This window comes from Gemmiger sp. An120 (assembly GCF_002160955.1).
GTDB classification, from domain to species: domain Bacteria; phylum Bacillota; class Clostridia; order Oscillospirales; family Ruminococcaceae; genus Gemmiger_A; species Gemmiger_A avium.
The window spans coordinates 77,244-102,118 of the sequence record NZ_NFLN01000002.1; the positions used below are offsets into that span (position 1 = coordinate 77,244).

Here is a 24,875-nt window from a genome sequence, read left to right on the forward strand (position 1 = left end):
GGCTGTGTATGAATCGAAAAGCGATTATCAGTGGCCGGGAGTATGCGCTTCTTGAAATCGTCCCGTCTCTGGATGGAGGGCGGGCGCTGCTTCTCTGTGAAGATGAAAACGGCAAAAGGGCAGTATGCTCCGAGCCGCTGTGGCGCAGCTGTGCGCTAACGGATGTGCAGTCTGCCCCGGTTCACGCACACAGCTCCTCACAGGAGAAAATCGAGTATTTCCTGTCTGTTTTCAAAGGGCGGGAAGATGTATATGCACGCCGGTATCACAGCACCACCACCGGGAAAAACGGTTACACCCCAGTCTGTAAAAATGAATGGGTGCATAGCCTGTGCGATAAAAAGAAATACAAGTGCGCAGAGTGCCCCAACCGTGAGTTTCGGCCGCTCACAGCCGATGTGGTCAAAGCACATTTGATTGGCCGTGATTCTTTGTGCAGAGATGTGGCGGCAATCTATCCGATGCTGGAGGACAACAAGACCTGGCTGTTGGCTGCGGATTTTGATGAAGAAAACTGGAAGCTTGATGTGACTGCATTTTGCAAATCCTGCAAAGAAGCGGGATTGGTACCGGCAGTGGAACGCTCCCGTTCCGGAAACGGCGCCCATGTCTGGTTTTTCTTTTCGGAGCCTGTTTCAGCCGCCGATGCCAGGCGCTTGGGGACCGGTTTGCTGACTGGGACCATGTCGTGCCGGCATGAGCTATCCTTTTCGTCCTATGACCGGTTGTTCCCGTCTCAGGATATTGTGCCGAAGGGCGGTTTTGGGAATTTGATTGCCCTGCCATTTCAAGGACAGGCGCAGAAAGACGGAAATTCACTGTTTGTGGATGATCGCTTTGAGCCTTATCCCGATCAGTGGGCATTTCTGTCCTCCCTGCCGAAAATCACGCCGGAACAGTTAGAAGAAGCCTTAAGAAAGCTATGTCATCATGGCGACATGGGAGAATTGGCAGATGCCGAGGAGAAGCAACTGCCCTGGAAACGCAAGCGAACCAAGACAAAACTGACGCGCAGAGATTTTCCGCTGCAGGTACGCCTGCATCATTCCAATTTGATTTACGTTGAGAAAAAGGGTTTCTCTCAAGGGGCGTTGAATACGCTCAAGAGACTTGCGGCGTTTCCAAATCCGGAATTTCGCTCCAAGCAAGCCATGCGTATTTCCGTTTATGGCGTTCCTCGCGTTCTGGACTGCGGCTATGAGGATGAGGAATACATCGGCCTTCCCCGTGGTTGTATGGATGAGATTCTGGGGTTATTGGATCAATATGAAGTCCCTGTCGTTCTGGAAGATCACAGATCACCGGGACATTCCATTGATGTGAAATTTAATGGGGTGCTGCGCCCAGAACAGGAACCTGCCGCCCGAGCGCTGCTGGATGCAGACACGGGTGTTCTGTCCGCAACGACTGCGTTCGGGAAAACCGTAATTGGCTCCTATCTGATTGGACAGCGTAAAGTCAATACCTTGGTATTGGTGCAGTCCAGCGCGTTGCTGGAACAGTGGAAATCCTCGCTGGAACAATTTCTGAATATCCATGACGTCCTGCCGGAACCGCCCAAAAAGCGAGGCAGGAAGAAAAAACAGCACCTCATTGGCCAAATTGGCAGCGGAAAGAATACCCGCAGTGGAATCGTCGATATTGCCACCATGCAGTCCCTGCTTGAGGGAGGAGAAAAGTCCGTAAAGTCTTTTGTGGCAGAGTACGGAATGGTCATTGTGGATGAGTGCCATCATGTGGCCGCATTCACCTTCGAAACCGTTCTGAAAGCAGTGGAAGCCAAATATGTTTACGGATTGTCTGCCACACCTGTTCGCAAGGACGGTCATCATCCCATCATCTTTATGCAGTGCGGCCCCGTCCGGTATTTGGTGGATGCCAAAAGTCAGGCGGAAAGCGAAGATTCTCCCACATAGTAATTCCCAGATTTACACGCCTAAGACTGCCGGATGCCAACGGGATTCAGGATATGTACGCCGGTGTGATTGAAAATCACAACCGGAACGAACTGTTGGTGTCAGACACTTTGAAGTTGATACAGGAGGGGCGTACACCAATTCTGCTGACGGAGCGGAAAGAACACGCTGCACTGCTTGCCGGTCATCTGTCGGACCAGGTAAAGCATGTTTTCCTGCTCATTGGCAGTGACAAGCAAAAGGATAAACGTGAAAAGCTGACGGCATTGCAGAATGTGCCTGACGATAAGGATGTGGTGGTCGTTGCGACCGGAAAGTATATCGGAGAGGGCTTTGACGCCCCGCGGTTGGACACCCTGCTCCTGGCGATGCCCATATCGTGGAAAGGCACATTGGCACAGTATGCCGGACGCCTCCACAGAAATTATGAAGGAAAGCAGGAAGTTCGTATCTACGATTATGTGGATATCCATGTTCCTACCCTGGAGCGGATGTATCATAAACGCATGAAAGGCTATGCGGAGCTGGGATATCAGGTCAAATTCGGTGCAGCGGATCAGTTTGTCAGTGTGATTTATGATGGACACTCATCTATGCTTCCCTTTGAGCAGGACTTGGATGATGCTGCCCGCAGCGTGGTTATTGTCAGTCCTTATCTGCAAAAAGGAAGAATCGTGAAATTGCTTCCCTCTTTGCAGAAGGCGGTTGCTTCCGGTGTCGAAATTGCGATCCATACCAGAACGGCAGAGAGCGGGAAACTCGCGAATCAAGAAAGTGTATGTGAAGCGATTGAGATGATGAGGCAGACAGGTACCGTGGTCCATACGCACAAAGAACTGAATCAGCGGTATGCTGTTGTGGATGAAAGTGTTGTGTGGTATGGCGGCGTGGATTTTCTTGCTTTTGGCAGAAAAGATACGGATGTACTTCGGTTCAAAAATCCGGATATTGCCGGTGAATTTCTGTCACTTTCCGGTCATACAGAAAGCGAGCAGCTTGTCATGGAAGATGTTTCTATGTAGTGGGCGTCTTCGGGATGTTTCCGCATTTGGGATTGCAAGAAATGGAGAAAAAGGGTAGAGATAATCCGCTGCTTTTTGCTGATGTTTGATGCTCTTTCGCTCTGTTTGGCAGTGTTTGGTCCGGCGTGTGGGGTTCGAATGTCTGGGAATGCGGTCCCAAATGTGTGTCGGAACTTTCAAACGGCACTCTGCCGCCCTCTTTGGCCCTTTCCTCTGCTCCGGCAGTTTATCTTTGACACTCTTTTGCCCTGCGTGTTTCAAGCAAAACTTTCTCCTTTTGGGATGGGTGTGGGATTGGATTCTGTATATTAAAAGAAGTTCCGTCCGGGGTGAGCAGAAAAGACAGGCTGAATCGCCACAGAGGGGGCGCAGGAAATGCGCCGCATAAACAAAGAATAAAGCTGGAGCACACCTTGATACGAGAAATTCTATCGTATTATCCTGCAGATTCAGTGCCACTCCGGGTCTGAGGCTGCAGATGTTTGACAAAAAAGCATGCCATTTCAACAACGACAGCTACCAAAAGAAATCAAAAAGCATCAAAGTTTAGATTTTGGGTCATATAGATGGAGAATATAAGCGAAGGGCCCCAAAAACCATATTGTACCTTAATGCTGATAGACGCTTCGTTGACTGCCTATGGGCCAAGAGTTATAATCATTGCATAAGAATCGCAAAGTGCGGTTTATAAGATGACTATTTGATGCGCCCGGAGGAGTAAGCGATGATTGAGCAGGTAAGGGAAAAGGTTAAACGGCACATTAAAACACATTCTGAACGTTCTGTTGAGGACCGTTCTGCCATCGCACTTTTGGGAGCATTTTTAAATCCTGGAGGGCGAATTAATACTTCTTTTGAGGCAAACGATACTTGGCCAAATCATGATGGTACATTTGAGTTTGTTTCAAACCCAAATGTGTCCAGACGCCCAACGCAGAACTTCATTGTTCAAATTAAAGGAACCCATTTGTATAGTGAAAAAGATGGTATTGTTAAATATTCGCTAAAAAGTTTGGCTTTTCCTGCTTATATATGTGATCATGTCTCCTTAGATCCTGGGATACTGTTTGTTGTGCTTAATCCAGATCAGCGTGGCACCCAGCGAGTGTTTTGGAAGTATATGTCCGTAGATTTCCTGAATTCGATTAATTTTGATAATGATAGTATGACCATCGCCTTTTCTGCTGACGAGGAAATTCTGAATACAGATGAAAGCGTTGCTGCGTTTTGTGAAAAACTGGAATACATTGCAAATCATCACTCATTTGTAAATCAGCTGGATAGCAAGAGCTATACCCGCCACGATGTTGAGAAAATAATTTCAGCGTGCGATACAGAAATCATGGAAAGTATTGATAGGCTCGATATTTTCAATGATACTCGTGATGGCGTGTCGAGAAGAATTCTCAAAAGACTCGATGATCTGTGCACAGCTGCTCTTCTGCTCAACGCCATAGCTGATGGAATTGATACCCCAACGCTTCCGTTAGCATGGGAACGTTCCATGTTGACTATTGAAACCAAGTACCTTGGTATATTCCTCAGAGGACTGCAGTACATTGGTAAACGCGTCCCAGATGAAGGTCAATCAGAACGTTTGATGCTGAAGTATTATGATTTTTTGTGGCAAATAAGAAAATCATTGGGTGAAAAATACGGAATAAATATTTTAGGTAATCTGGAAAAATTTCCACTCCATATTGACCAAATTGACCAGCAATATTATGAGATGGTAGCAATAGCGATAAACACGGTTGGCTCTACCCGGTGTGCTCTGCGTACATCAAGGTATTATGTCCAGAAAAAGATCCCGTTTTTTATTGGGCGAGAGCGTTATTATGAAGTCACACTTCAGTTGGCTGGTGCATACGCTTCGAAATATAATCGAATCACAGCATACTCAAAAGAAAATATCTCCACAAGCTACTCTGTTCAGGTCGGCTATGTAGACGCCCCAATGAATTTGTGGGGAATTGACTCTTCAATTAAAGTTATTACTAATTGGCGTGTGTCCATAGATCCCGTGTGTCTGAATAAGCTGGGGAAAGTGCTAAAGATTCCAACTCGCATATCTTCTCAGTATGGAGAGTACGAGGAATTAATGCGCTTTCTTACTCGAACAGGTCTTAGCTTCCTTGATTTGATTGATTTTCAGGAAGTTGAATTTTTGAGGGTTATCGACTCTATTTATAGAACCACAAACACATCAGTGTACAAGGAGGTTCTCCTCACTCTCAGGGAGCACTATTCTAAAGCTTCAAATGAGTTTGGCCGCAATGTTGTAAGATATTTGCTTTTGAATCTTCGGGAAGAAACTTTGGAGAGTGTAATGCCGACGCAATTCACCCATAAAATGCTTTCTGCTAAACTGTACCTCCCAAGTAGTTGCTATCCCTTCGAAAGAAATCCGTTTATTTCCAATTTGACAGGAAGTAAAACGAGTGCGGGTAACCAAGTCAAAAAACTTATTAGTGTTGCCGGTATCGAAAAGATTGATGTGGTTCGCCCATATTTATCCATTCGAAACGCGATCAAGCAAACTGGAGAAATTTATTTTGAAACCACTTCCGAATCCAGTGTAGCAGAGATACAAAAATATAATGATCAGTTAGACTCGTGGGAACGGAGTCAAGGGTATCAAATTATTCTTTCTGATGGCTTTGCATGCATCCAATCTTACGAACGAACAACCTTGTTCATATTGAGGAGACTGCTGGAATTCTCCAACAACGGAAATAAAGGACAGCGAGAGTATAACCAAAAATTTCTCCGAGAAAGTCCCTTGGATTTTGCTGACGATTTAAAGAAGCAGGCCATCCAAGATGTGTTTGTTAATTCTCGGCTTCTCCTGATTTATGGAGCGGCAGGGACAGGAAAGACAACGTTGATCAATTATATTTCAAACTTGATGTCAAATCAACGTAAACTTTTCTTAACTAAAACGCACACAGCACTTCAAAATTTGAAGAGACGTATTGATAATCCAGGAACAGATTCTGATTTTATCAGCATAGACAGTTTCACCAAACAAGTAAATCTCCCAGACTACGATATCATATTCATGGATGAATGTAGTACTATTGACAACCGAACCATGGAGAGATTTTTGAACAGGATGAGCCCTGATAGTTTTCTGGTGTTGGCTGGAGATATTCATCAGATTGAATCTATTGAGTTTGGAAACTGGTTTTTCTATGCAAAAGATATTATCAAAACTCAGGGGTCCAATGTTGAACTGTTGAGTACTTGGAGAACTCAGGATCAAGCTCTTATTAGCCTATGGAATGAAGTTCGAACCAGATCAGATATGATAACCGAAAAACTGGTTATCAATGGACCATATTCCGAAGATATTGGCCCCAATGTCTTTAAAAGAGAATATGAGGATGAGGTCATTCTTTGCCTGAATTACGATGGAAAGTTTGGGCTAAATAATATGAACAATTATTTTCAAGCTGCAAATACCAAAAGTGCGGCTGTTTCTTGGGCCGAATGGACTTACAAAATCGGCGATCCCATTCTCTTTAATGACTCAAAAAGATTTGATCTTCTATACAACAATTTGAAAGGACGCATCGTTAATATCGAAAGGTCTTCAAACTCTATTTCATTTACTGTTGATGTTGATATTCCATTAACTGAAGTAGCATGTAGGAGAGATGGCATTGAGTTTGTAGAGACTGTAGAAAATGGCACGCGGATTCGTTTTGAAGTATATGAATACGATGAGAGACTAAAGGAAGAGAATGAAGACTTGCGGCTCAAATCTGTTGTCCCGTTCCAACTTGCCTACGCTGTTTCGATTCACAAAGCGCAAGGTCTGGAATATGACTCGGTTAAGGTGATTATTCCAAGCAATAATGCCGAAAAAATAACTCATGGTGTCTTCTATACGGCAATTACTCGAGCTAAGACAAATTTGAAGATTTACTGGAGTTCCGAAACGATGCAAGAGGTTGTAAAGGGATTTGCGATAAATGAGATGAAGAAAAAAAGTTTGGAAATTGTGAAGTCAAAATTGGCAGAAGGGTGACATTGTTATAATGCTATGCGGATTGCAGCTGGTCTCACTACTGCGCTGAAATAGACTGAAGAAAGCAGTAGCTATTTCTCCTTTTCTGTGGTATTGTTCGGTTGCCGAAAGGAGACGACGATATGCAGAAAGGAAACAGTTGCACCGTGGGCCAGTGGTGCGGCCGCTGGTTTTGTGAGAATCAGAGCAGATGGAGCGGTAGCACCGTGGGCGGATACCGCAACCTGATCTACCGCCACATCTACCCCGGAATCGGTAGCATTCCGCTGGCGGAGTTGTCAGAAGACACCGTCACCAGTTTCTATGACGGTCTGCGGAACCAGGGACTCAGCGCCAGAAGCATCTGGTGCGTCCATCTGCTCCTGCGGCGCTGTATGGATGAAGCGGCCCGTGACCAGCGTATTCCCTATAATCCGGTGCGGCTCTGCCATGAACCGAAGGCAGAGGAATATAAGACTGCTCCCTTGCGCCTGGGGCAGATCCAGCGATACCTGAATGCAGCAGAGAAGCTTGGCGCACTCCCTCTCATCTACACAGGACTCTCCAGCGGCCTGCGGCAATGTGAACTCATCACCTTGTCGTGGGCCGATTTTCATATCCGCTGCCGGTATATCCTCAAGGGACGGCGCCTGCTGGCCCTCAACCGCAAGGCGGAGCATCTTCTGGAACAGATACCGGAAACCGGCTGCTATGTGTTCCTCAACCCCAAGACCCGAGCGCCGTATCAGCTTCACGAGCTCTACTACCTGCACAAGCGAATACTGAAACAGGCCGGCCTGCCGTGGGTGGCCTTCCGGAACCTGCAGCGCCAATGCATGGAGGTGGGGATATGACGCTGAGAGAGTATATCCTCCACTGGCGGGAGGCCTATGACAAGAACCAAAGCAGGCCAACCACCTATGCAGCCCACGGTTATCTCTTCAAAAACCATATCCTCCCCGGCTTGGGGAATATACCGCTGGAGGAATTGACTGCGGAACAGGTTGGAGATTTTCTGGAGGAGCGAAAACACTTTGGCGGTCATCGCCCGGAGAGTCCCGAATACCCAGGACTGGGCGAACACACCATGCGGCACATCCACCGACTGCTCCAGCAATGCCTGGAACAAGCGATCCAGGACGGACTGATAGCGGAAAACCCCGCCCGTGCGTTTCATTATCCGAAGCCCAAGAAGGTCAGTGCCAATGTGCTGACGCCGGCAGAGGTGGAGGACTATCTGGACGTGGCGGATCGGTTAGGCCACCTCCCCATGTTTCTGCTGGCACTGACGGCGGGGCTCCGGCAAGGAGAGTTGATCGCACTGAAATGGAGCGACTTGGATGTTAAGATGTGGACGCTGACCATCTCGGAGAGCCGGTCGGTGGAGCGGCGGGAGCTGGTGGAGTATGAAGGTGGCACCAGGACCGTCTGCCTGACCCAAGAGGTTGTCGAGCTCCTGGACGTGGAACACGCCAGGCACCCCAGCAGCCCGCTCATGTTCATGCACCCGGCCACACAGAGACCCTACTCACCCCAGATGGTGCGCCGGATGCACAATGAAATTGTCAAGGAGGCAGGGCTGGACCACATCCGCTTCGCAGATCTCCGGCACACCTGCGCCGTCCTCGCGCTGCAAAATGGGATGGACACCAAAGAGGTATCGCAGATGCTGGGCCATTTCCGAACATCCATGACGCGACAGAACTACGCTCCCTATCTGACCTGCCCAGCCGCCAAAAGCGAAAACAACCCCAACGAAGCATCTCAGGAGGAACTGCGGCAAGCGGCAGACATTCTGGGCAACCTCCTGAAATTTTGATAGCTATTGCGTGGAAAGTGTGGTATATGTTTGGGCCGCAAGGAGATGACGACGATGGAAAACAAACTGCTCAAAGAGCTGTATGATCACTTTTATATCTGCCCGGAGCTGGACGAGCAGGAGAACGAAGTGGAGGAGTGCCACAAAGCGTTGATCGCGACTTTGGAAAAACCGGAGCGCAAGCTGGTGCTGAGGATCATTGACGCCCAGGACTCTATCAGAGAACAGACCTCCCTCGACAGCTTTATCGCCGGATTTGAGCTGGCGTGGAGGCTCTCGGCAGAATTACACAACGACGAAAACGAGCGCTCATTCTCCTGTCGGACCAGGAGGTCGGGCGCTCATTTGGTAGATAAAAGAGATAAATAGATCAATCCCCATAGCATAAGAATCGTGTGCTTGGTCTTGGTCAGATAAAACATCAGCGTTCTAATCAGGTTGAAAATATAAGAAACGGTGACTCCAAAATTGACGGCATTAATGGAACTATAGAATATGGTATATTGACAAAAGAACTATATTAGCATTACTGGAGGGCCTCTACAGCTATTTTTGATAATTCTAATTCGAGAGTATGTATCCAAAAATAAAATTACAAATCTAAAAATCAGATTTTCGATAGACAAATGGAGCTTCTTTTGATAAAATTATTTAGTGTCCCACGGCTGGAACTTAGTTTTTCAATTGAGGAATAATTTTGAGTTAGTATAAACTCAGTGCAAGAGGTGTTTGTTATGACCGTTTGCTATAATAAACTGTGGAAGCTTCTGATTGATAAGAACATGAAAAAGAAGGATTTGCGCTTGGCCACAGGTATGTCGACCACTGCTCTCGCTAAGCTGGGTAAGAACGAGCACGTCAGCACGGAGATTCTTACCAAAATCTGTAAGGTTCTGGATTGCGATTTCTGCGATATCATCGAGCTGGTGAAAGAGAAAGATGACGATTAATTAGAATTAGCAAAAGATGAACAGAGATTTCACGAGAGGATGTAAACCAATGTTAAAACCAATTCGATATGCGGAGTTCTGTACAGGGGTTGGAGGTTTCAGGCTTGGAATAGAGGCTTCAGATGTCAAGACTGAGTCGGTCTATGCAAACGAAATCGATGACAATTGTGAAAAAACATATAAGAAGAACTTCGGGGTTGGCTTTGATTCAAAAGATATTTTTGAGATTAATCCATATACTTTGCCTGATTTTGATATGTTGTGCGCTGGTTTTCCATGCCAGCCATTCTCATCTGCGGGGAAAGAACTTGGATTCAAAGATTCGCGAGGAACGGTCTTTTTCAAGCTGCTATCCGTGATAGAGGTAAAAAAACCACAAATAGTTTTTTTGGAGAATGTTCCAAATTTAGTAAGGCATGATAAAGGCAGAACATTTAGAATTATTACCGAAAAGCTGGTGAATGCGGGATACACTGTATCTTCTGTCATATTGGATAGTACATACTTTGGAATTCCTCAAAGTCGTTCACGTATCTATATCGTGGGATTGCGCAAAGATACCTATGGAGAACGTTTAGTTAAATTTACGGAGAAAAGAACAGAAAAAACATCTTTTCGACCGTTTATTATTCGTGGTGATCGCTCCATTCCTGTCACCGAAAGATGGAATGAGTACATTGACTATTATCTTGGAATCAAGACAATAGAGGAGATGTCGTTTGAGGTTCCGCGAACGAGAAAGGTATTGGAACGCGTTGCAGCTAATTGCGATCTTAGTGATTGCGTTTTCCAAGTGAGATCCAGTGGTGTAAGAGCATTATCAATTGATAGTCCCTTGCCTACCCTTACTGTTTTGAACTCAGGTGGAGGTGCACATATTCCGATTCTTTCAAAAGAACGTCGGCATCTAAGTGTTAACGAGCTGAAAAGAGTAATGGGATTTCCTGATACTTATGATTTTACTGCGGTTTGTCGAACTGATGCCGCTAAGCAATTAGCCAATGCTGTTTGTCCACCTGTTATTGAATCTATTTTCAGAAACATTATGGAAGCGATTGGTTATCAGGAGGATTGACTATTTTGAATCAAAAGAAAACGAACATATATCTTCAGCGGCTGAATTCTTTTAGTCAAGAAGTTGAGTATAAATATAACTGTATTAGCCTATTCAGCGGAGGTGGAGGTCTTGACCTTGGCGCACATTTTGCTGGATTCAAGACCCTTTTGGTGAGTGACATTGTTCCAGCCTATACACAAACAATAAAAGCTAATCTCCCCCATGTCTCTGTATATAATGACGATGCAATAGATTTAACTGCTGCAAAGATCAGAGATTTGGCTAAAATGAATCAGGATATTGATCTGATTATTGCCGGACCTCCTTGCCAGGCCTTTAGCATTATGGGAAAAAGGAAATCTCTGGATGATCCAAGAGGTAGACTGACGATAAAGTATTTTGAACTTATTTCCGGCTTAAAACCAAAAGTGTTTTTGTTTGAAAATGTTCCAGGATTGATGACTGTAAACCACGGAGAGGATTTTAGTAATCTTTTGGAGTTTATTAAAAGCGAAACAGGATATCAATTATACAGAACAAAACTAAATGCAGCTGACTTTGGCATACCACAAGAGAGGGAACGGATTTTTATTGTCGGGTTTAGACCTGACATATCATGCAAATCTTTCTCTTTCCCTGTAAACCCAACTGGACCATTATATGATCGACTCCCTGATAAAATGCCGAGTAAATATGCATTAGAAAATGTAGATGGTTTGCCAAATCAAGTAATAAGAGTTCACACAGACGCGGTTAGAAAACGATTTGAAGCCGTACCTCAAGGCGGAAGAGATCGAGGCTCCTACTCGGATAAACTTAGGCCAGATATGCCGTCAGGCACAGTGATGATAGGATCTTCTGCAGGAGGTGCAAGACCGTTTATTCATCCATATGAGCCCCGAGCATTGACCGTAAGAGAAACTGCTCGCCTACAAAGTTTTCCTGATTGGTATGTATTTTCTGGCTCAAGAACAGAACAATATCGCCAGGTAGGAAATGCTGTCCCACCTTTATTAGCGTATGAAATATTATCGGTGATTAGAAAAGTGTTGGAGGATCAAAATGTATCCTAATATTCCGTATGCAGGTCTGTCATGGCCGATTACCCAACATGCTGGTGTTCTTAAAGCCAAAGTGTTTGATGGCCTGCTAAATGCTTGTCTTCTTTGCAAAGGCGAAACTGTAAATGCGGAGAAAATAAATGGATATCTCGTTAATAACGGAATCCTTACAGCCAATGTTCGGTCAGATAGCAATCAAGTTGACGCCTGGAGAGACTACCAGCAGATTTTGAGCGAATTTGGACTCATATATTCTACCAGGATAAGTAAAGTGCTTACATTTACGCCCATAGCAATGGCCTATTTGAACGATAGCCTTTCTTACTCGGAATTAATCACTTTGCAACTATTGAGGTATCAGTATCCAAATGGGCATAAGTCTCAACTAAGCCCATCTTTGGTGAAAAGCTATGGCGAAAATTTTAACTATGAGTCTTTTACAGAACTACAGGCACATTACAATATACAATTGAGACCAGCAGTCCTGATATGGAAGATTTTATATAAACTGTGGGAAAGTGGTGAGTTGCCAGTACTATCTCTGGACGAAATGCAACGCTACGCAGTACGGTGTACAATCATGTCAGACTATTTGTCCTGCACTGAAAGCATCATAGAGTCTCGGCATGATGGTCAACAACTCCAGATGTTAACAAGGGCCAGAAGAAATATGGCTGATTGGATGAAACTGCTTTCACAAACGCTGCTTTTTAATGTTAGTGGTGACGGAAATACGATAGCATTATCTACATATTCTATAAAAGAAAGAAAAGCAGTGGATTATGTATGTAACCGTCTTTCTGATCCGTCTTCTTTCTGGGAGTACAAAAAGAGCGATTATAAGCAAGATTGGTTCAATTTTTACGGAAACTATGACAATAATGTTGAATATATCCTTAAAGAAAGCAAATAAAGGAGGATTAAGTTGTGCAAGGAGAATCCTTGATATACCAACAGGCTGCAAACTTGGTAATAGAATATCCTAATTCACACGCAGTCAAGTTCGACACATCCAAAGATGAAATTATTAGTTTGCTTAACGAATTCAAAGAAAAGTTTTCCCCGGAAGTTTTAAAGTCTTTAAGCGATGATGACCTTCTGAGCTATATTTTCTTGACAGCTGATGGCAATAATGATAGCCTTTGCTATCATCTTGAGTTTAATCCAAAACTCAAGAGAACATTTGGGAGTATTTCGGGTGGATCATCTTTTAAATTTGGCCTTTTTCAGCGACAAGAAGATGGAAAGTGGACTACAGGTGCACCAAAGTCACCACAAATTCTTTCCACGGAAGATGCATTGCAGCTGGGTAAGACAATCCGTGACAATCTTGTAAATGCTTGTGAGATGATTCAATCCAAGACACTTGATTCTGTAGAGGATTATGAAAAGCTGGATGATGATTTGAACGCACTGATGGGGAAATTTGCTTCTTACGCATGGGTACAGAAGTATTTTCACATGATTTTTCCAGACAAATTTATTGGATGGTATGTGGCAGACTGGCTGAAGCATATTTTGTTTGGATTTGGAATAAATCCAAGTGAAAAATACTATGGAATGAATGGACAGCTTGCCCTTATAAAAAAGAGGACAAGCTATATGTCGCCTGACTTTCAAGATATTTGTTATGCGATGTTTGGAGAGATCCGTCATTTTTACAGGTTAGGGTCATCTGATGAGTCTAAACATTATGCTGAGAAATGGCGTGAAGAAGGTATTGTTGCAATTGGCTGGAGAGAAATTGGAGATCTGCTCAATTTTATTAAAAATGGTACTCTTGACAGAGATAAAGTAGCAGAAGCTTTATTATTACATTACTACCAAAACGACAAAAAAACAGCATCACGAAAAGCAGGAGAACTAAAAGCATTTTATGAAACATCGGCATCTTCAGTGATGACTGTGATGGATGGTGCTCAACTGATAGCTTTTGTTGATGGCCTATCTCCATACTTCTATAATGCGACTGAAGATATGGCACATCAAAAATCTGGTATTTGGCATTCTCCGTTTGATGAATCGGATAGACTCCCGGAGGATGAAGGATACTTGACGAGTTGTTATGAGATAAAAAAGCCAGAGAATCTCCTGTTTTTGTATAAAAAGTATTACGAATTCCAAAATTCCGGTAAATCTGTAAACATAGATAATATGTTTATTCCGATTATATTTCAAACGGGATATCAGTCTTCATTTGAGAGAAATCGCATTATATTTGGTGCCCCTGGTACCGGTAAAAGTTTTAAACTCAACTGTGAAAAGGATGCCCTGCTTGCGGATGGCGGCGAGTACGAGCGAGTGACCTTCCACCCAGACTATTCCTATGCTAATTTTGTCGGTACATATAAACCTGTTCCTTGCAAGGATAGCGATGGTAAGGATGCTATCACCTATTCTTATGTGCCGGGGCCCTTTATGCGCACCTATGTGAAAGCGATTAAGAACGGCAGGACCGATGCACCCAAGCCCTTCCTGCTGGTAATAGAGGAGATCAACCGTGCCAATGTTGCGGCTGTGTTCGGTGATGTGTTCCAACTGCTTGATCGTGGTGATGACGAGGTCAGTGAGTATCCGATTCAGGCGTCCGAGGACATCAAAAGGTATCTGGCGGGAGAGCTCGGCGGCAATCCCGACGATTACTCTGAAATTCGCATCCCGGATAACATGTTTATCTGGGCTACTATGAACAGTGCTGACCAGGGTGTATTCCCGATGGATACTGCATTCAAGCGTAGATGGGACTTCACCTATCTGGGTATCGATGACAGCGAAGCCGGAATTGTTGGCAAAAAGGTCATCCTCGGAGAGGGAGAATATCGCCGTATTGTGGAATGGAATGTACTCCGCAAAGCCATCAACAATGAACTTCTCACTTACAAAGTCAATGAGGATAAGCTGATGGGGCCATATTTCATTTCCAAGAAAAATCTGCCGGAAAGCGAAATGATTGACCCCACAGTGTTTACTCGCATTTTCAAAAACAAGGTCATTATGTATCTGTTCGATGATGCTGCAAAACAGAAGCGTATTACATTGTTTGGCGGCTGTGATGAGAAGGCGAAGAACCAGTATTCCAAGATTTGCAGAGAATTTGATGCCAAGGGCGTGTATATCTTCTGTGAAGGAATCAGCAGCCAATTTATTGATAATGTTCCAGAGGATGATGGGGAATGATTTCGGTATTTTTACGAGAACAAAAACGCTATACACAGGAAGACCTGGTTAAAGAGTTTCATTGTTCCGAGGAAAAGACTGTTCGCATTCTGAAACGTCTGAAAGAATATGGTGTGCTGAAGGCTGTAAAAGCGAATGACACACAGAAGGATCTCACAGATCTGTTGGACGAGGACATCGAAATTGCTGATGTCGAAGTCGGTGAAAACGAATATCTGTATGTATTCACTTTTGTGGGGGTTATTACCATTGAGGGCCGTGTGCTGAAATGCTATCCAAAATATTTGCTCGATGCCACGGCCCCCAAAGCAGAACTGAAACAAGTGCTAAAAGTTCTTGAAAAGTACAATTCCAAGGAACAAATCATTCGTATGTACAACGATACGAGTGACAGCAGCGCATTTAATATGCTGGCTGTTATGTTGTTCCTCCTTCAGGATTATTTCGAGTATGGTGCTTATACCAACACACAGGATATTATTGAATCCAACGGAACTGGTGAAATTCTCTGGGATAGAACCATCAACGAAACTTTCACCCTCCTTAGCAACAATCGTCCGTATTACCCGGAATTACTAACCATGAAGCGGGTGAATGACGATTTTGATTTTTTCAAGCGCCTTCACGAATGTATCCTCACGCGTTGTACAGAGGAATTAAGAGATGCCGACCTGTTGGATTTATTCGATATTATGGGTGCCGATATATCTGATGAGAGTATTGAGGACTTCGGTGATAAAGAGTATGTACTGGAGCGTATTGTCAAGGAACTCAATGTCCAGTTCAACACACGCAAGCAGCTTCTGCTGAAAACGCTGTATGCTTATATAGCCAACAGCAGCGCACTGGATGATCTCGATTGCTTCAGCATGTTTGGCACAAACAGTTTCAACCTGGTATGGGAAAAAGTTTGCGCAGAAGTAATGGATAACCAGCTACAGAAGCCAATCGGTGGTCTGCGGCTTCCTGTACCGTTGGCCACACAATATCGCGATTTGCGGCATAAGAAACTTATTGATTTGATTGATAAACCGCAGTGGTCCGGAACAACATCAACTGGTGAGTGCTTTGTGAAGCAGGCCGAGGATACTCTAATCCCAGATCTTGTTTCCATCGTGAAGATTGATGGAGAGTATCAGTTTATCATTTTTGATGCCAAGTACTACAACATTCAATTGGAACATAACAAAAAGCTGCGTGGTCAGCCTGGTATTGAATCCATTACCAAGCAGTATCTGTACCAGTTGGCATTCAGACCTTTTGTGGAGGCCCATCAAATCAGCACAGTAAGGAACTGCTTCCTTATGCCGACTGCGTCGAAGGAGATAATCGAAAAAGGTACTGTATCCCTGGCTATGCTGAGCAAGTTGGGGCTACAGGATATTCAGGTGCGCCTTTTGCCTGCAGAAACAATGTACCGCCATTATATTGACAATGCAAAGATGGATATTTGTATACTTAATCTCTAAAGTGAAGAACATCGCATTGGGCATAAAATAATGGAGAAGCTCATCTTACTTGTGTAATTTTGCCCTAAACACAGATTCATCTTCCGAAACACGATCGTGTGGTCGTTGCGAAAATCGCAATTACCACTCTGCACACAGCAGCCAAAAGCGTATGCGGAAATGTGAGGTGACCAGATGGCAGACAGAAAAATCCGGGCAGGGTACTACCGGCGGTATGACGGCAAGCTAATTTATCTGGTCACGGCTGCTGAGGATGCTGAAACCGGTGAGGAGACGGTCATCCTGCGCTCCTATTCTTTTTCTGAAGTTCCGCAGTACTTCACAATGAGCAAGAAATCCTTTTGCGCATTCGTGGAGGTGAACGGTGAGCGGAAGGCCAGGTACAAGCGGGTCACCAATATGAAAATCACCGAAGCAGTCATCTCCAATCTTGCTGAGGATGGTATGCGCGGGCCGATCCGCAAAAAGAGCACGGAGCGGGATGCCGAGTACGACTCCCGCGTCTATCAATCTGCGCCCACCTACCTCGCATACGCCAAAGAGCTCTGTGAGAGCTACCGTTTCGATTCGGCCAAGTATCGTCTCTGCATGAATGAGAAGCGGTATGCCGCCATCACCCGAAGTGACTTTGCTAAACTGAAAGAGGACATACAGTTTCTGGACAACGCGCTGAAGACGGTGCTGCAGGATCACCAGGCGTACTTTCAAGAGCGGTTCGTGGACGGTCTGTCCATCCGCAAGTACGCGGAAGCCCATCAGCTGAACCGCGGCAGCGTGGACTATCTGCAAAAGAAGCTGCTCACCGCGCTGGCGCAGCTGCTGAAAGAGCGGGATGAAGCGGACGGAACTTGTCGCCTGCGGCCCAAAACAACTTGATACACTTACATCGAGATGAGAGCGTCTGCTGAATGGCAGGCGCTCTTTTTCTGTCAATTTTATGTCAGCCCGCTATATGGTTCGGCTAAGTAGTGAGGGGGCATTTTCAAAATGAATTTTGAGGAACGGTCAATCGAGAATACAGAACTGCTCTTCGGTGAGGTGATGCCCATGTCTGAGTGAGCAAGTGTATGTGTGGCTAATGATGTTCGTACTGCAAACAAAGAAAGGACAGGAGGTGCTGTATGAAGTTCCGGCAGTGGCCCAAACGCGATCCCAACAAAAACTATTTTCTGGTTCCCAACGAAGTGTTTCACATCGGTCTCAGTCACCCGGAAATCTCGATCTACTGCTATCTGCTGAGCATCGAGAACAGAGAAACCTATCAGTGCTGGCCCAGCTACAAGACCATCGGCAAGGCGCTGGGAATGTGCGAAAACACGGTCAGCAAGTATGTGCGCAGCCTGGAGGAGAAAGATCTCATCCGCACCGAGCCGACGATGGTGCGGAGCAAGGACGGCCGGCCGCTCAACGGAAACCTGCTCTACACCATCCGCCCCATCCAGGCGGCGATGGAATCGTTCTATGAGCGGCAGTTCCGGCAGCTGGAGGAGGATGCCGCCCGTCAGAGGGCGGCGGAGCGTCTGGCGGAATCCTCCCGCAGAAGCCCCCAGAACGCCCTGTGTGCGCCTTTGGGCGAGCCTGCGGGGCTGGATACCCCCTCGGGCTCGGAGAGCAGATTTAGGCCACGTTCTGGGGAGCTTCAGGGAGTGCCTGCGGAGGCACTTCCGGGGACGAAAGAAAAAGCAGGATAAAGACCTGGCGTCGCAAGCGCCGCCCGGTCGGCCACTTCTGCCCGCAGTGCGGGCAGTTTCGGGGGGACGAAAGATGGCGTCTTTGACAGGCAGAAAAGATGCCGTTGGCGTCAGCTTTCTCCCAAAGCCCCATATTGCAGGCTTTTCACAGATGTCTGATAGAAAAAAGGAGGAATTGAATGAGCAATGAAACCAAAGAGCGTTTCCCGCTGCGGATGAAGCCGGAAACCAGCCGGAGACTGGAGCAGTGGTACGCTGCCGACAACTGCCGAAGCAAAAACGAGTTTGTGGAAAAGGCCATCAACTTCTATGTGGACTATCTGGAAACTCAGGACAACCAATCTCTGCTGCCCACGGTGCTCCAGGCTACGCTGGACGGCAGACTGGGTCGGCTGGAGGATCACATCGCCAGGCGGGAGTTCACCAGAGAGGTGGAGCTGGATCTTCTCATCGGGATCATCGCGGATGCGGTGGAGGTAGACCGGGATGATCTGAAGCGCAGACGAGCGGTGAGCGTTCGGAATGTGAGAGCCACCAACGGACTCATCTCTCTTGAGAAGCGTGCACGCTCCGCCGGGGAGCCGGACTGGGATGATGACGAATGGCAAGACTGATTCTGAAAAGTCCCTACATCAAAAGCACAGGCGGCGCTGCCGGGTACCTCCGCTACATCGCAACCCGGGAGCGGGTAGAAATTCTTCCGGATGACCGTCCGCCCACACGCAAGCAGGAGCAGCTCATCGCAAAGCTGGTGAAAGACTTCCCGGACACCAAAACCCTCTACGAGTATGGGGACTACCAGACCAAGCCCACCAAGGCTACAGCCTCTGCCTTCATCAGCCTGGCGCTGGAATCCAACTGGGGTGCGCTCCATCAGTCGGAGCAGTATATGAAGTACATTGCCACCCGGCCCCGGGCGGAGCGCCTCGGTTCCCACGGGCTGTTCGGCGACAGCGACGGCGTATCGCTGGAAAAGGCGATGGAGGAACTGGAGCAGTACACCGGCAATGTGTGGGCGCACATTATCTCTCTCAAGCGGGAGGACGCGGCGCGTCTGGGCTTCGACAACGCCGCGGCGTGGAGAAATCTCATCCGCGCCCACCGCAACGAGATCGCGGCGGCGATGAAAATACCGCCCGCAGACTTCCGTTGGTACGCGGCCTTCCACGATGAGGGGGAGCATCCGCACGTCCACATGATGGCCTGGTCGGTCAAACCCGGACAGGCCTACCTATCCAAAGAGGGCATCCGTCAGATTAAATCCAGGCTGACCAACGACATCTTTCGGGACGAGATGCTCCACCTCTACGAGCAGAAGTCGGAGTCCCGGGACGAGCTGGTGCGGCAGGCGCGGCGGGCCATGCTGGAGCTGGTGCAGGCGATGCGGGATGGCCTGTGCGACCACCCGGAGGCTGAGCAGCTCATGCAGGAGCTGGCGGCGGGGCTTGGGACAGTCAAGGGAAAGAAGTCCTACAGCTACCTTCCCAAGCGGCTCAAGCAGCTGGTGGACGAGATCGTGGACCAGATGGAGCGGCTTTCTATGGTGCGCCAGTGCTATGACCAGTGGCTTTTGCTCCAGGGAAAGGTGGACAGCTACTACCATGATAAGCCCCGGGAGCGGCGCCCGCTGTCCAAGGAGAAAGAGTTTCGGCAGATCAAAAATGCCGTCATTCGGGAAGCGGAGCGGCTGCGGCTGGGCCAAATCACCTTCGAGGACCAGGACATGGGCCAGCGGGACGAGCCGGAGCAGTTTCAAAATGCGCCCTATGCCTACTGGACGCTGCGGGAGGTCATTCGAAATGAAGAGCTGACACTGGAGGAGCGGAGCGGCGCGGTATCGGAGCTGGAAAAGCTGGCCAAGGGCGGCGACCGATACTCTCAATACCTGCTGGGTAAGCTCTGGCGGGACGGCCCTCTGCTGATCCCCAACGGAGAGGAAGCCCGGTATTGGTTCGAACAGGCCGCCCGGCAGGGTCATCCGGCGGCGCAGTATGCCCTCGCCAAGTTGTACCTCTCCGCCAATCTGGAGGTGCGGGACACCGCGCGGGGCATGGACTGGCTGCGCACCGCCGCGGCAGGCGGAAACAGCTGGGCCATGTACCGCCTGGGCAAGGAGCTGCTCCGTGGCGAAATCATGGAACAGGATACGGCGGGCGCGGTGGAGTGGTTCACCCGTTCCGCCGAGGGCGGGAACCCCTATGCCCAGTATCTGCTGGGCAAGCTGTACCTCATGGGAAAGGAAGTGCCCCAGGATGAGGAGCAGGCAATCCTCTGGCTGACCCGGTCGGCGGAGCAGGGAAACGAATACGCCCGGTACCTTCTGGATCACAGGGAGGAACAGCGCCCGCCCGATGTGATGCTGGCGGTGACGCGGCTGCTCTACCACATGAGCCGGGTGTTCCAGGATAACTCCATCCCCAAGTCCCGCCCAGGCGGCATCCAGATCGACCGCAAGCGGCTCAGAAAGCTGCGGGAGAAGAAAATCGCCCAGGGCCACAAGCCGGACGACCATGAGGAGCAGCAGTCCGAAATGACCATGTGAGCGGCGCAGAAAATGGGCCGCAAAACAAGGAATAAAATCCCTTCCGAGGGAAGGGTAGAAAGGAATCCAATGAAACGATCCAAGTATAACTCTTTCAATGAACTCCCCCTGATGCTGACCGTACAGGATGTGGCCGATGTGCTGGGTATTGGGTTGGCTCACGCCTACGAGGTGGCCCACCGGAAGGACTTCCCCACCATCACCCTGGGTAGCCGGATCATCGTCCCCCGGGACAAGCTCATGGCGTGGATTGAGGAGCAGGCGGCCAAAAAGACGGAAATATTTTAGTAGCTATTTCCGAGATTCTGTGGTATTTGTTTGTGTTGCCAAAGGAGGGATGATCAATGGCAAAGAAACGAGCAAATGGCGAGGGCAGCATTCGAAAGAAGCCCAACGGCCGCTGGGAGGGCAGATACACCCAGGGCATCGATCCCAGTACCGGCCGAGCCATTCAGAAAAGCGTATCTGCCAGGACGCAGGCCGAATGCAAGGAGAAGCTGGCAAAGGCCATCCGGGATAACCGGGGTATCCCGGTCAATCACAACGAGGACTATACCGTGGCGGAGTGGTGCAGGCTGTGGTTTGAAACCTACAGCAAACCTGTGATCCGCCCCAACACCGCCAAGACCTACGAGAATGTCATCGAGAACCACATCGTACCGGCCATCGGAGGAGTAAAGCTCAAGCGGCTCACCGCCATCCAGATCCAGAAGATGTACAACGATTCCAAAACCAAAGGGCGGGTGCAGCGCTTCGAGAAGCAGACCAACACGGAATTGTCCGGAAGCACGGTACGCCGCATCCACATGGTGCTGGCTGCGGCGCTGAAGCAGGCGGTCAAGGAGCGGATCATTCCGTACAACCCCTGCGACAACTGCCGCATCCCGCCCAAAGAGCACAAGGAGATGACCATTATCCCGCCAGAGAAGCTGGGGGTGTATCTCAGCGAAGCTGAGAAGTACGGTGTCCTGCCCATGTTTTTCCTGGAGTTATCCAGCGGCCTGCGGCGTGGAGAGCTGCTGGCACTCCAGTGGGATGACCTGAATGTAAAAGACCGGATATTATCGGTGAGCAAGCAGGTCACTCGGATCGACGGGGAGCTGGTAGTAACGGAGCCGAAAACCAAGAACTCTGTCCGCAAGGTGGCACTGTCTCAGCAGGCGGTGGATATGCTGGTGCGGGAACATGAACAGCACCCTGACAATCCCATCCTGTTCCCGTCGCCCCGCACTGGAGGCTACTGGAGTCCGGACGCGGTGTCCAGGATCAACCGGAAGCTGCTGGCAAAGGCCGGCATCGAGGAACATGTGCGCTTCCATGATCTGCGCCATACTTTCGCCACCATGGCCCTCTCCAGCGGCGTGGATGTGAAGACACTGTCCAGTATGCTGGGCCACTTCAGCGCTGGGTTCACCCTCGATACCTATACGCATATCACCAACGATATGCAGAGAGGTGCAGCGGAGAAGATCGGCGGCTTCATGGAGATGGCCACGGCCAAACCAGAACCGGAACCGCCTGACCCGCCGGAGGAGAGCCGGTGTAAGGTGATACCGTTCGAGAAGGTAGGGTAAAACAGATGATGCCCAAGGGACATGGATTTGTCCCTTGGGCATCTGCCTTTGTTGATGTGTATAGATACCTTAATGCTTTTCTTCATAGTACTGAGTAATATATGCATTGCTTGTTAGGGCATTGACATAGATTCCTTCGTGTTGCAATATGGTTTCTGATTCTCGCTTTGCTTCTTCGTTTGTTTGAAATGCGGAAAAAGAAATATACATGGGTTTGCTATCAGTATCACCATACAAAACCTTTACTGTTCCGTCATCACACTCTTGAATATCTTTCACCAGCGCATTTATCAACAGATTAGCAGTGTGAAGGGTAACGGACTGCTTTAAGAAATTAAACTCAATGCTACCTACGAAAGTTAATGCTATCTTGTCGCCAATACTGAGAGATGCTTCCGCATTATTCATAGTCACAGCTGTTGAACTTATGGATGTGAGTTTGGCGCTCAAGCGAACAACTTTCTTCTCGCATAGGAGCAAATAAAGCTCATCAATATCCTGCTGTTCTTCCAGTGATAAAGCCTTCAACAAATCTGGAGAAATTGAAATCGCAAGTTTGCTCTCTATTGCGCTTAAACGCTTAAAAAAAGATGTGTAACGACGGAAATACTCTTTTATATCGGATATAGATATATTTGCACTTTCAGAGGAGGTAGTTTCTTCGCGGTTATAAAAATGCGCCAAGAGTGCTGCGGCGATGCCAAAACTGTCAGCAACTTCTCCAATACTTTTCGCTTTCTCAAATTGCGTCTTATAATTGAGAGTATGTTTATTTTCGCCAAGCAGGAATGTAATATTAAAAGCAACAATGGAATCAGGCTCGGAACGCAAACTTACTTTATCTTTAGTTCGGCTACGCAACAGCGTTATAGTTTTTTCTTTTCCGTCTACATCAAGTGTAATAGGCACGGGTTCTACCGCTGGGCCAACCAAGAATTGGGTTATATTGGTTTGTTCTTCTAATGGGAATTTGGTGCCCAGGTGTCCGACTGTTGTAGAAACTGAAGTGACACCTTCGACTGGAACGACACGCCCTTCGGCGTATACAATTTCCAAAGCAGATAAGAAGTTCTTATATGCCTCTCCGTTTCTAAAATGCAGGGTGCCACTCATATTGAACATATCATCAGAAAAAATCTCTTTGAGTTTATTCGGCATATTACCAGTCCCTTCTGATTTCTTCCAGCACCAGGATTTTACTGATTAAAACATTCTTCTGCATTAAAATATCGTCTTGGTTTTCGAAACAACTATCAGGTAAATCGGTTATAGTTTTAATAATTTCAATTCGGGCGAGGATATCCGGAACAATGATATACCGTATATCATCAAACGAAAAGTCAAGCCAAAGTTTTTTGTATTTATCCTGTTCTAACCCCTTGCTAATTTCGTCGGCCAAAGGAATTATATAAGGATTAGCGATGATGCTTTCTGTATTCAAAGCAGTAAGAACCTCAACATTCGGAACATATCTCCACTCACGCTCATCATGGAAATTTTTTTGGATTTCAATTGTAGCAGAACTGGAATCGCTACGAGTGATTTTCCTTTTCATAATCCCTCGCAAAGGTTTGATGTACGCTAAACGATTGATTACATCTTGGGAATATTCTTCTGGAATGTCATCATCCTTGAAAACTCGACCAAATAGAGCAGAAAAATCTTTTGCATATTGGGAATCTTTGTTAAGATAGTGAACCGGCTGGAGATGCTTTTTTTCACCCCAACTTTTCGAAAAAGCTACTGCATATTCTCCATAATAAGCAAAATGTGTGTTGTTCTTTTCGAGATCAGCCCGTTCATCCTTGCTTAAGGATTTATAAACATCACCAACAACATTTACAGCGAATGAATCTGCAAGTTTGTGAAAAGGAATATCACAGAAACACTTTTGCAAAATGGCAACTTCGTTAAATAAGCGAGTTCCATTTCGGATATTTAGGTAGTCTATGGTCTCAATACAATACCGTGGAATTATGGCCCTGCGACGGAGAATGGAGTTCAAGTATTCTTGCTTTTTCATGAAATGAAAAAGCGTATTGGCACTCTGCGCATAGTCATCATATGGTAAATAGGAAATCTGGTTATTAGCGAGCATACCATCATCTCCATCTGGTTTCTAAAGTCAAAAAGCCGCATGGGAATACACCCACACGGCTGCCTTGGTGGCGCAAAGGCTCACCGTAGAACTATTATAGTGGATAAGGCTGGAAAACTCAAGAATTTGTCGTATCCACAACGAGAAAACGGCAGTCACGCCAATTAGGGATGGGTTAGGGATTTGGCGGTTTCGGCGACTATCCTCGCTCATGCTCACGCCGCTTTTCTGCCCCTTAAACCACCGCTGAATGGCAGTTATCCAAACTGCAAAAACAGAACTAAAAACGCAGAAAAACCGCCTAAAAAGGCGGTTTTTCTGCAAAAAGTGGTCGGAGTGCGGGGACTCGAACCCCGGGCCTCCTGCTCCCAAAGCAGGCGCGCTACCAACTGCGCAACACCCCGATATGAAATTGTGGGACAGCCCGGGCGGTTTCTCCCAAACGTGTGTCAGAACTTTCAAACAGCACTCTGCCGCCCTCTTTGAC

General features: G+C 47.2%; 20 protein-coding genes and 1 tRNA gene. 18 read left to right on the plus strand and 3 right to left on the minus strand.

Translation table 11 applies throughout. From position 1 onward, the window contains the following. The first annotated feature begins 8 nt into the window (after positions 1-8). The 18 genes from B5E65_RS02095 to B5E65_RS02175 all read left to right on the plus strand — a co-directional run bounded on the left by B5E65_RS02095 (position 9) and on the right by B5E65_RS02175 (position 22,290). Positions 9-1,916, plus strand: a complete 1,908-nt coding sequence (locus tag B5E65_RS02095) for a TOTE conflict system archaeo-eukaryotic primase domain-containing protein (protein WP_158098490.1) — start codon at positions 9-11, stop codon at positions 1,914-1,916. Positions 1,917-1,969: 53 nt separating this feature from the next. Beyond that, positions 1,970-2,938, plus strand: a complete 969-nt coding sequence (locus B5E65_RS02100) for a hypothetical protein (RefSeq protein ID WP_087170130.1) — start codon at positions 1,970-1,972, stop codon at positions 2,936-2,938. A 724-nt stretch (positions 2,939-3,662) separates the two neighbouring features. After that, positions 3,663-6,971, plus strand: a complete 3,309-nt coding sequence (locus B5E65_RS02105) for an ATP-dependent DNA helicase (RefSeq protein WP_087170131.1) — start codon at positions 3,663-3,665, stop codon at positions 6,969-6,971. Positions 6,972-7,093: 122 nt separating this feature from the next. After that, positions 7,094-7,804, plus strand: a complete 711-nt coding sequence (locus B5E65_RS02110) for a tyrosine-type recombinase/integrase (RefSeq protein ID WP_087170132.1) — start codon at positions 7,094-7,096, stop codon at positions 7,802-7,804. Continuing rightward, entirely contained in the window at positions 7,801-8,769 is a 969-nt protein-coding gene (locus tag B5E65_RS02115; RefSeq protein WP_087170133.1) for a tyrosine-type recombinase/integrase, read from the plus strand. Before B5E65_RS02110 ends, B5E65_RS02115 begins: the two co-directional genes overlap by 4 nt. Before the next feature lie 54 nt (positions 8,770-8,823). Then, positions 8,824-9,138 (plus strand): DUF6809 family protein, encoded by a 315-nt coding sequence (locus tag B5E65_RS02120; protein WP_343286377.1) that lies wholly within the window; start codon positions 8,824-8,826, stop codon positions 9,136-9,138. Positions 9,139-9,503: 365 nt separating this feature from the next. Then, a complete protein-coding gene (locus B5E65_RS02125) occupies positions 9,504-9,719 on the plus strand; it encodes a helix-turn-helix domain-containing protein (protein ID WP_087170135.1) in 216 nt (71 codons plus the stop codon). A gap of 49 nt (positions 9,720-9,768) precedes the next feature. Then, on the plus strand, positions 9,769-10,794 hold the full coding sequence (gene dcm / locus B5E65_RS02130) for a DNA (cytosine-5-)-methyltransferase (RefSeq protein WP_158098491.1): 1,026 nt from the start codon (positions 9,769-9,771) through the stop codon (positions 10,792-10,794). Positions 10,795-10,799: 5 nt separating this feature from the next. Beyond that, positions 10,800-11,849: a DNA cytosine methyltransferase gene (locus tag B5E65_RS02135; protein ID WP_158098492.1), complete on the plus strand. Its 1,050-nt coding sequence runs from the start codon at positions 10,800-10,802 to the stop codon at positions 11,847-11,849. Next, positions 11,839-12,750, plus strand: a complete 912-nt coding sequence (locus tag B5E65_RS15975) for a hypothetical protein (protein ID WP_143402951.1) — start codon at positions 11,839-11,841, stop codon at positions 12,748-12,750. Before B5E65_RS02135 ends, B5E65_RS15975 begins: the two co-directional genes overlap by 11 nt. A 14-nt stretch (positions 12,751-12,764) precedes the next feature. Continuing rightward, positions 12,765-15,014, plus strand: a complete 2,250-nt coding sequence (locus B5E65_RS02140) for an AAA family ATPase (protein ID WP_242957458.1) — start codon at positions 12,765-12,767, stop codon at positions 15,012-15,014. Then, positions 15,011-16,483: an LlaJI family restriction endonuclease gene (locus tag B5E65_RS02145; RefSeq protein WP_087170138.1), complete on the plus strand. Its 1,473-nt coding sequence runs from the start codon at positions 15,011-15,013 to the stop codon at positions 16,481-16,483. Before B5E65_RS02140 ends, B5E65_RS02145 begins: the two co-directional genes overlap by 4 nt. 174 nt (positions 16,484-16,657) lie before the next feature. Further along, the gene (locus tag B5E65_RS02150; RefSeq protein WP_087170139.1) at positions 16,658-17,359 is read left to right on the plus strand and encodes a hypothetical protein; all 702 of its coding nucleotides are present in this window, start codon (positions 16,658-16,660) and stop codon (positions 17,357-17,359) included. 245 nt (positions 17,360-17,604) lie between these two features. After that, positions 17,605-18,174, plus strand: a complete 570-nt coding sequence (locus B5E65_RS02155) for a helix-turn-helix domain-containing protein (RefSeq protein WP_242957459.1) — start codon at positions 17,605-17,607, stop codon at positions 18,172-18,174. A 179-nt stretch (positions 18,175-18,353) separates the two neighbouring features. Further along, on the plus strand, positions 18,354-18,788 hold the full coding sequence (locus tag B5E65_RS02160; RefSeq protein WP_087170140.1) for a hypothetical protein: 435 nt from the start codon (positions 18,354-18,356) through the stop codon (positions 18,786-18,788). Next, positions 18,776-20,716: a MobP3 family relaxase gene (gene mobP3 / locus B5E65_RS02165; RefSeq protein WP_087170141.1), complete on the plus strand. Its 1,941-nt coding sequence runs from the start codon at positions 18,776-18,778 to the stop codon at positions 20,714-20,716. The genes B5E65_RS02160 and mobP3 overlap by 13 nt, the downstream gene beginning before the upstream one ends. A 69-nt stretch (positions 20,717-20,785) precedes the next feature. Further along, positions 20,786-21,004 (plus strand): helix-turn-helix domain-containing protein, encoded by a 219-nt coding sequence (locus B5E65_RS02170; RefSeq protein WP_087170142.1) that lies wholly within the window; start codon positions 20,786-20,788, stop codon positions 21,002-21,004. A gap of 56 nt (positions 21,005-21,060) precedes the next feature. Continuing rightward, positions 21,061-22,290 carry a tyrosine-type recombinase/integrase gene (locus B5E65_RS02175; RefSeq protein ID WP_087170143.1) on the plus strand — a complete coding sequence of 410 codons (1,230 nt, stop codon included), beginning with the start codon at positions 21,061-21,063 and terminating at the stop codon, positions 22,288-22,290. 69 nt (positions 22,291-22,359) lie between these two features. Here B5E65_RS02175 and B5E65_RS02180 read toward each other — a convergent pair whose 3' ends face one another. From B5E65_RS02180 to B5E65_RS02190, 3 genes are all read right to left on the minus strand, one after another. Then, a complete protein-coding gene (locus B5E65_RS02180; RefSeq protein WP_087170144.1) occupies positions 22,360-23,448 on the minus strand; it encodes a hypothetical protein in 1,089 nt (362 codons plus the stop codon). Position 23,449: 1 nt separating this feature from the next. Beyond that, positions 23,450-24,388, minus strand: coding sequence for an abortive infection system antitoxin AbiGi family protein (locus B5E65_RS02185; protein WP_087170145.1), 939 nt, complete (start codon positions 24,386-24,388; stop codon positions 23,450-23,452). Between the two features lie 328 nt (positions 24,389-24,716). Then, positions 24,717-24,792: transfer RNA gene (locus B5E65_RS02190), tRNA-Pro, on the minus strand. Positions 24,793-24,875: the final 83 nt, after the last annotated feature.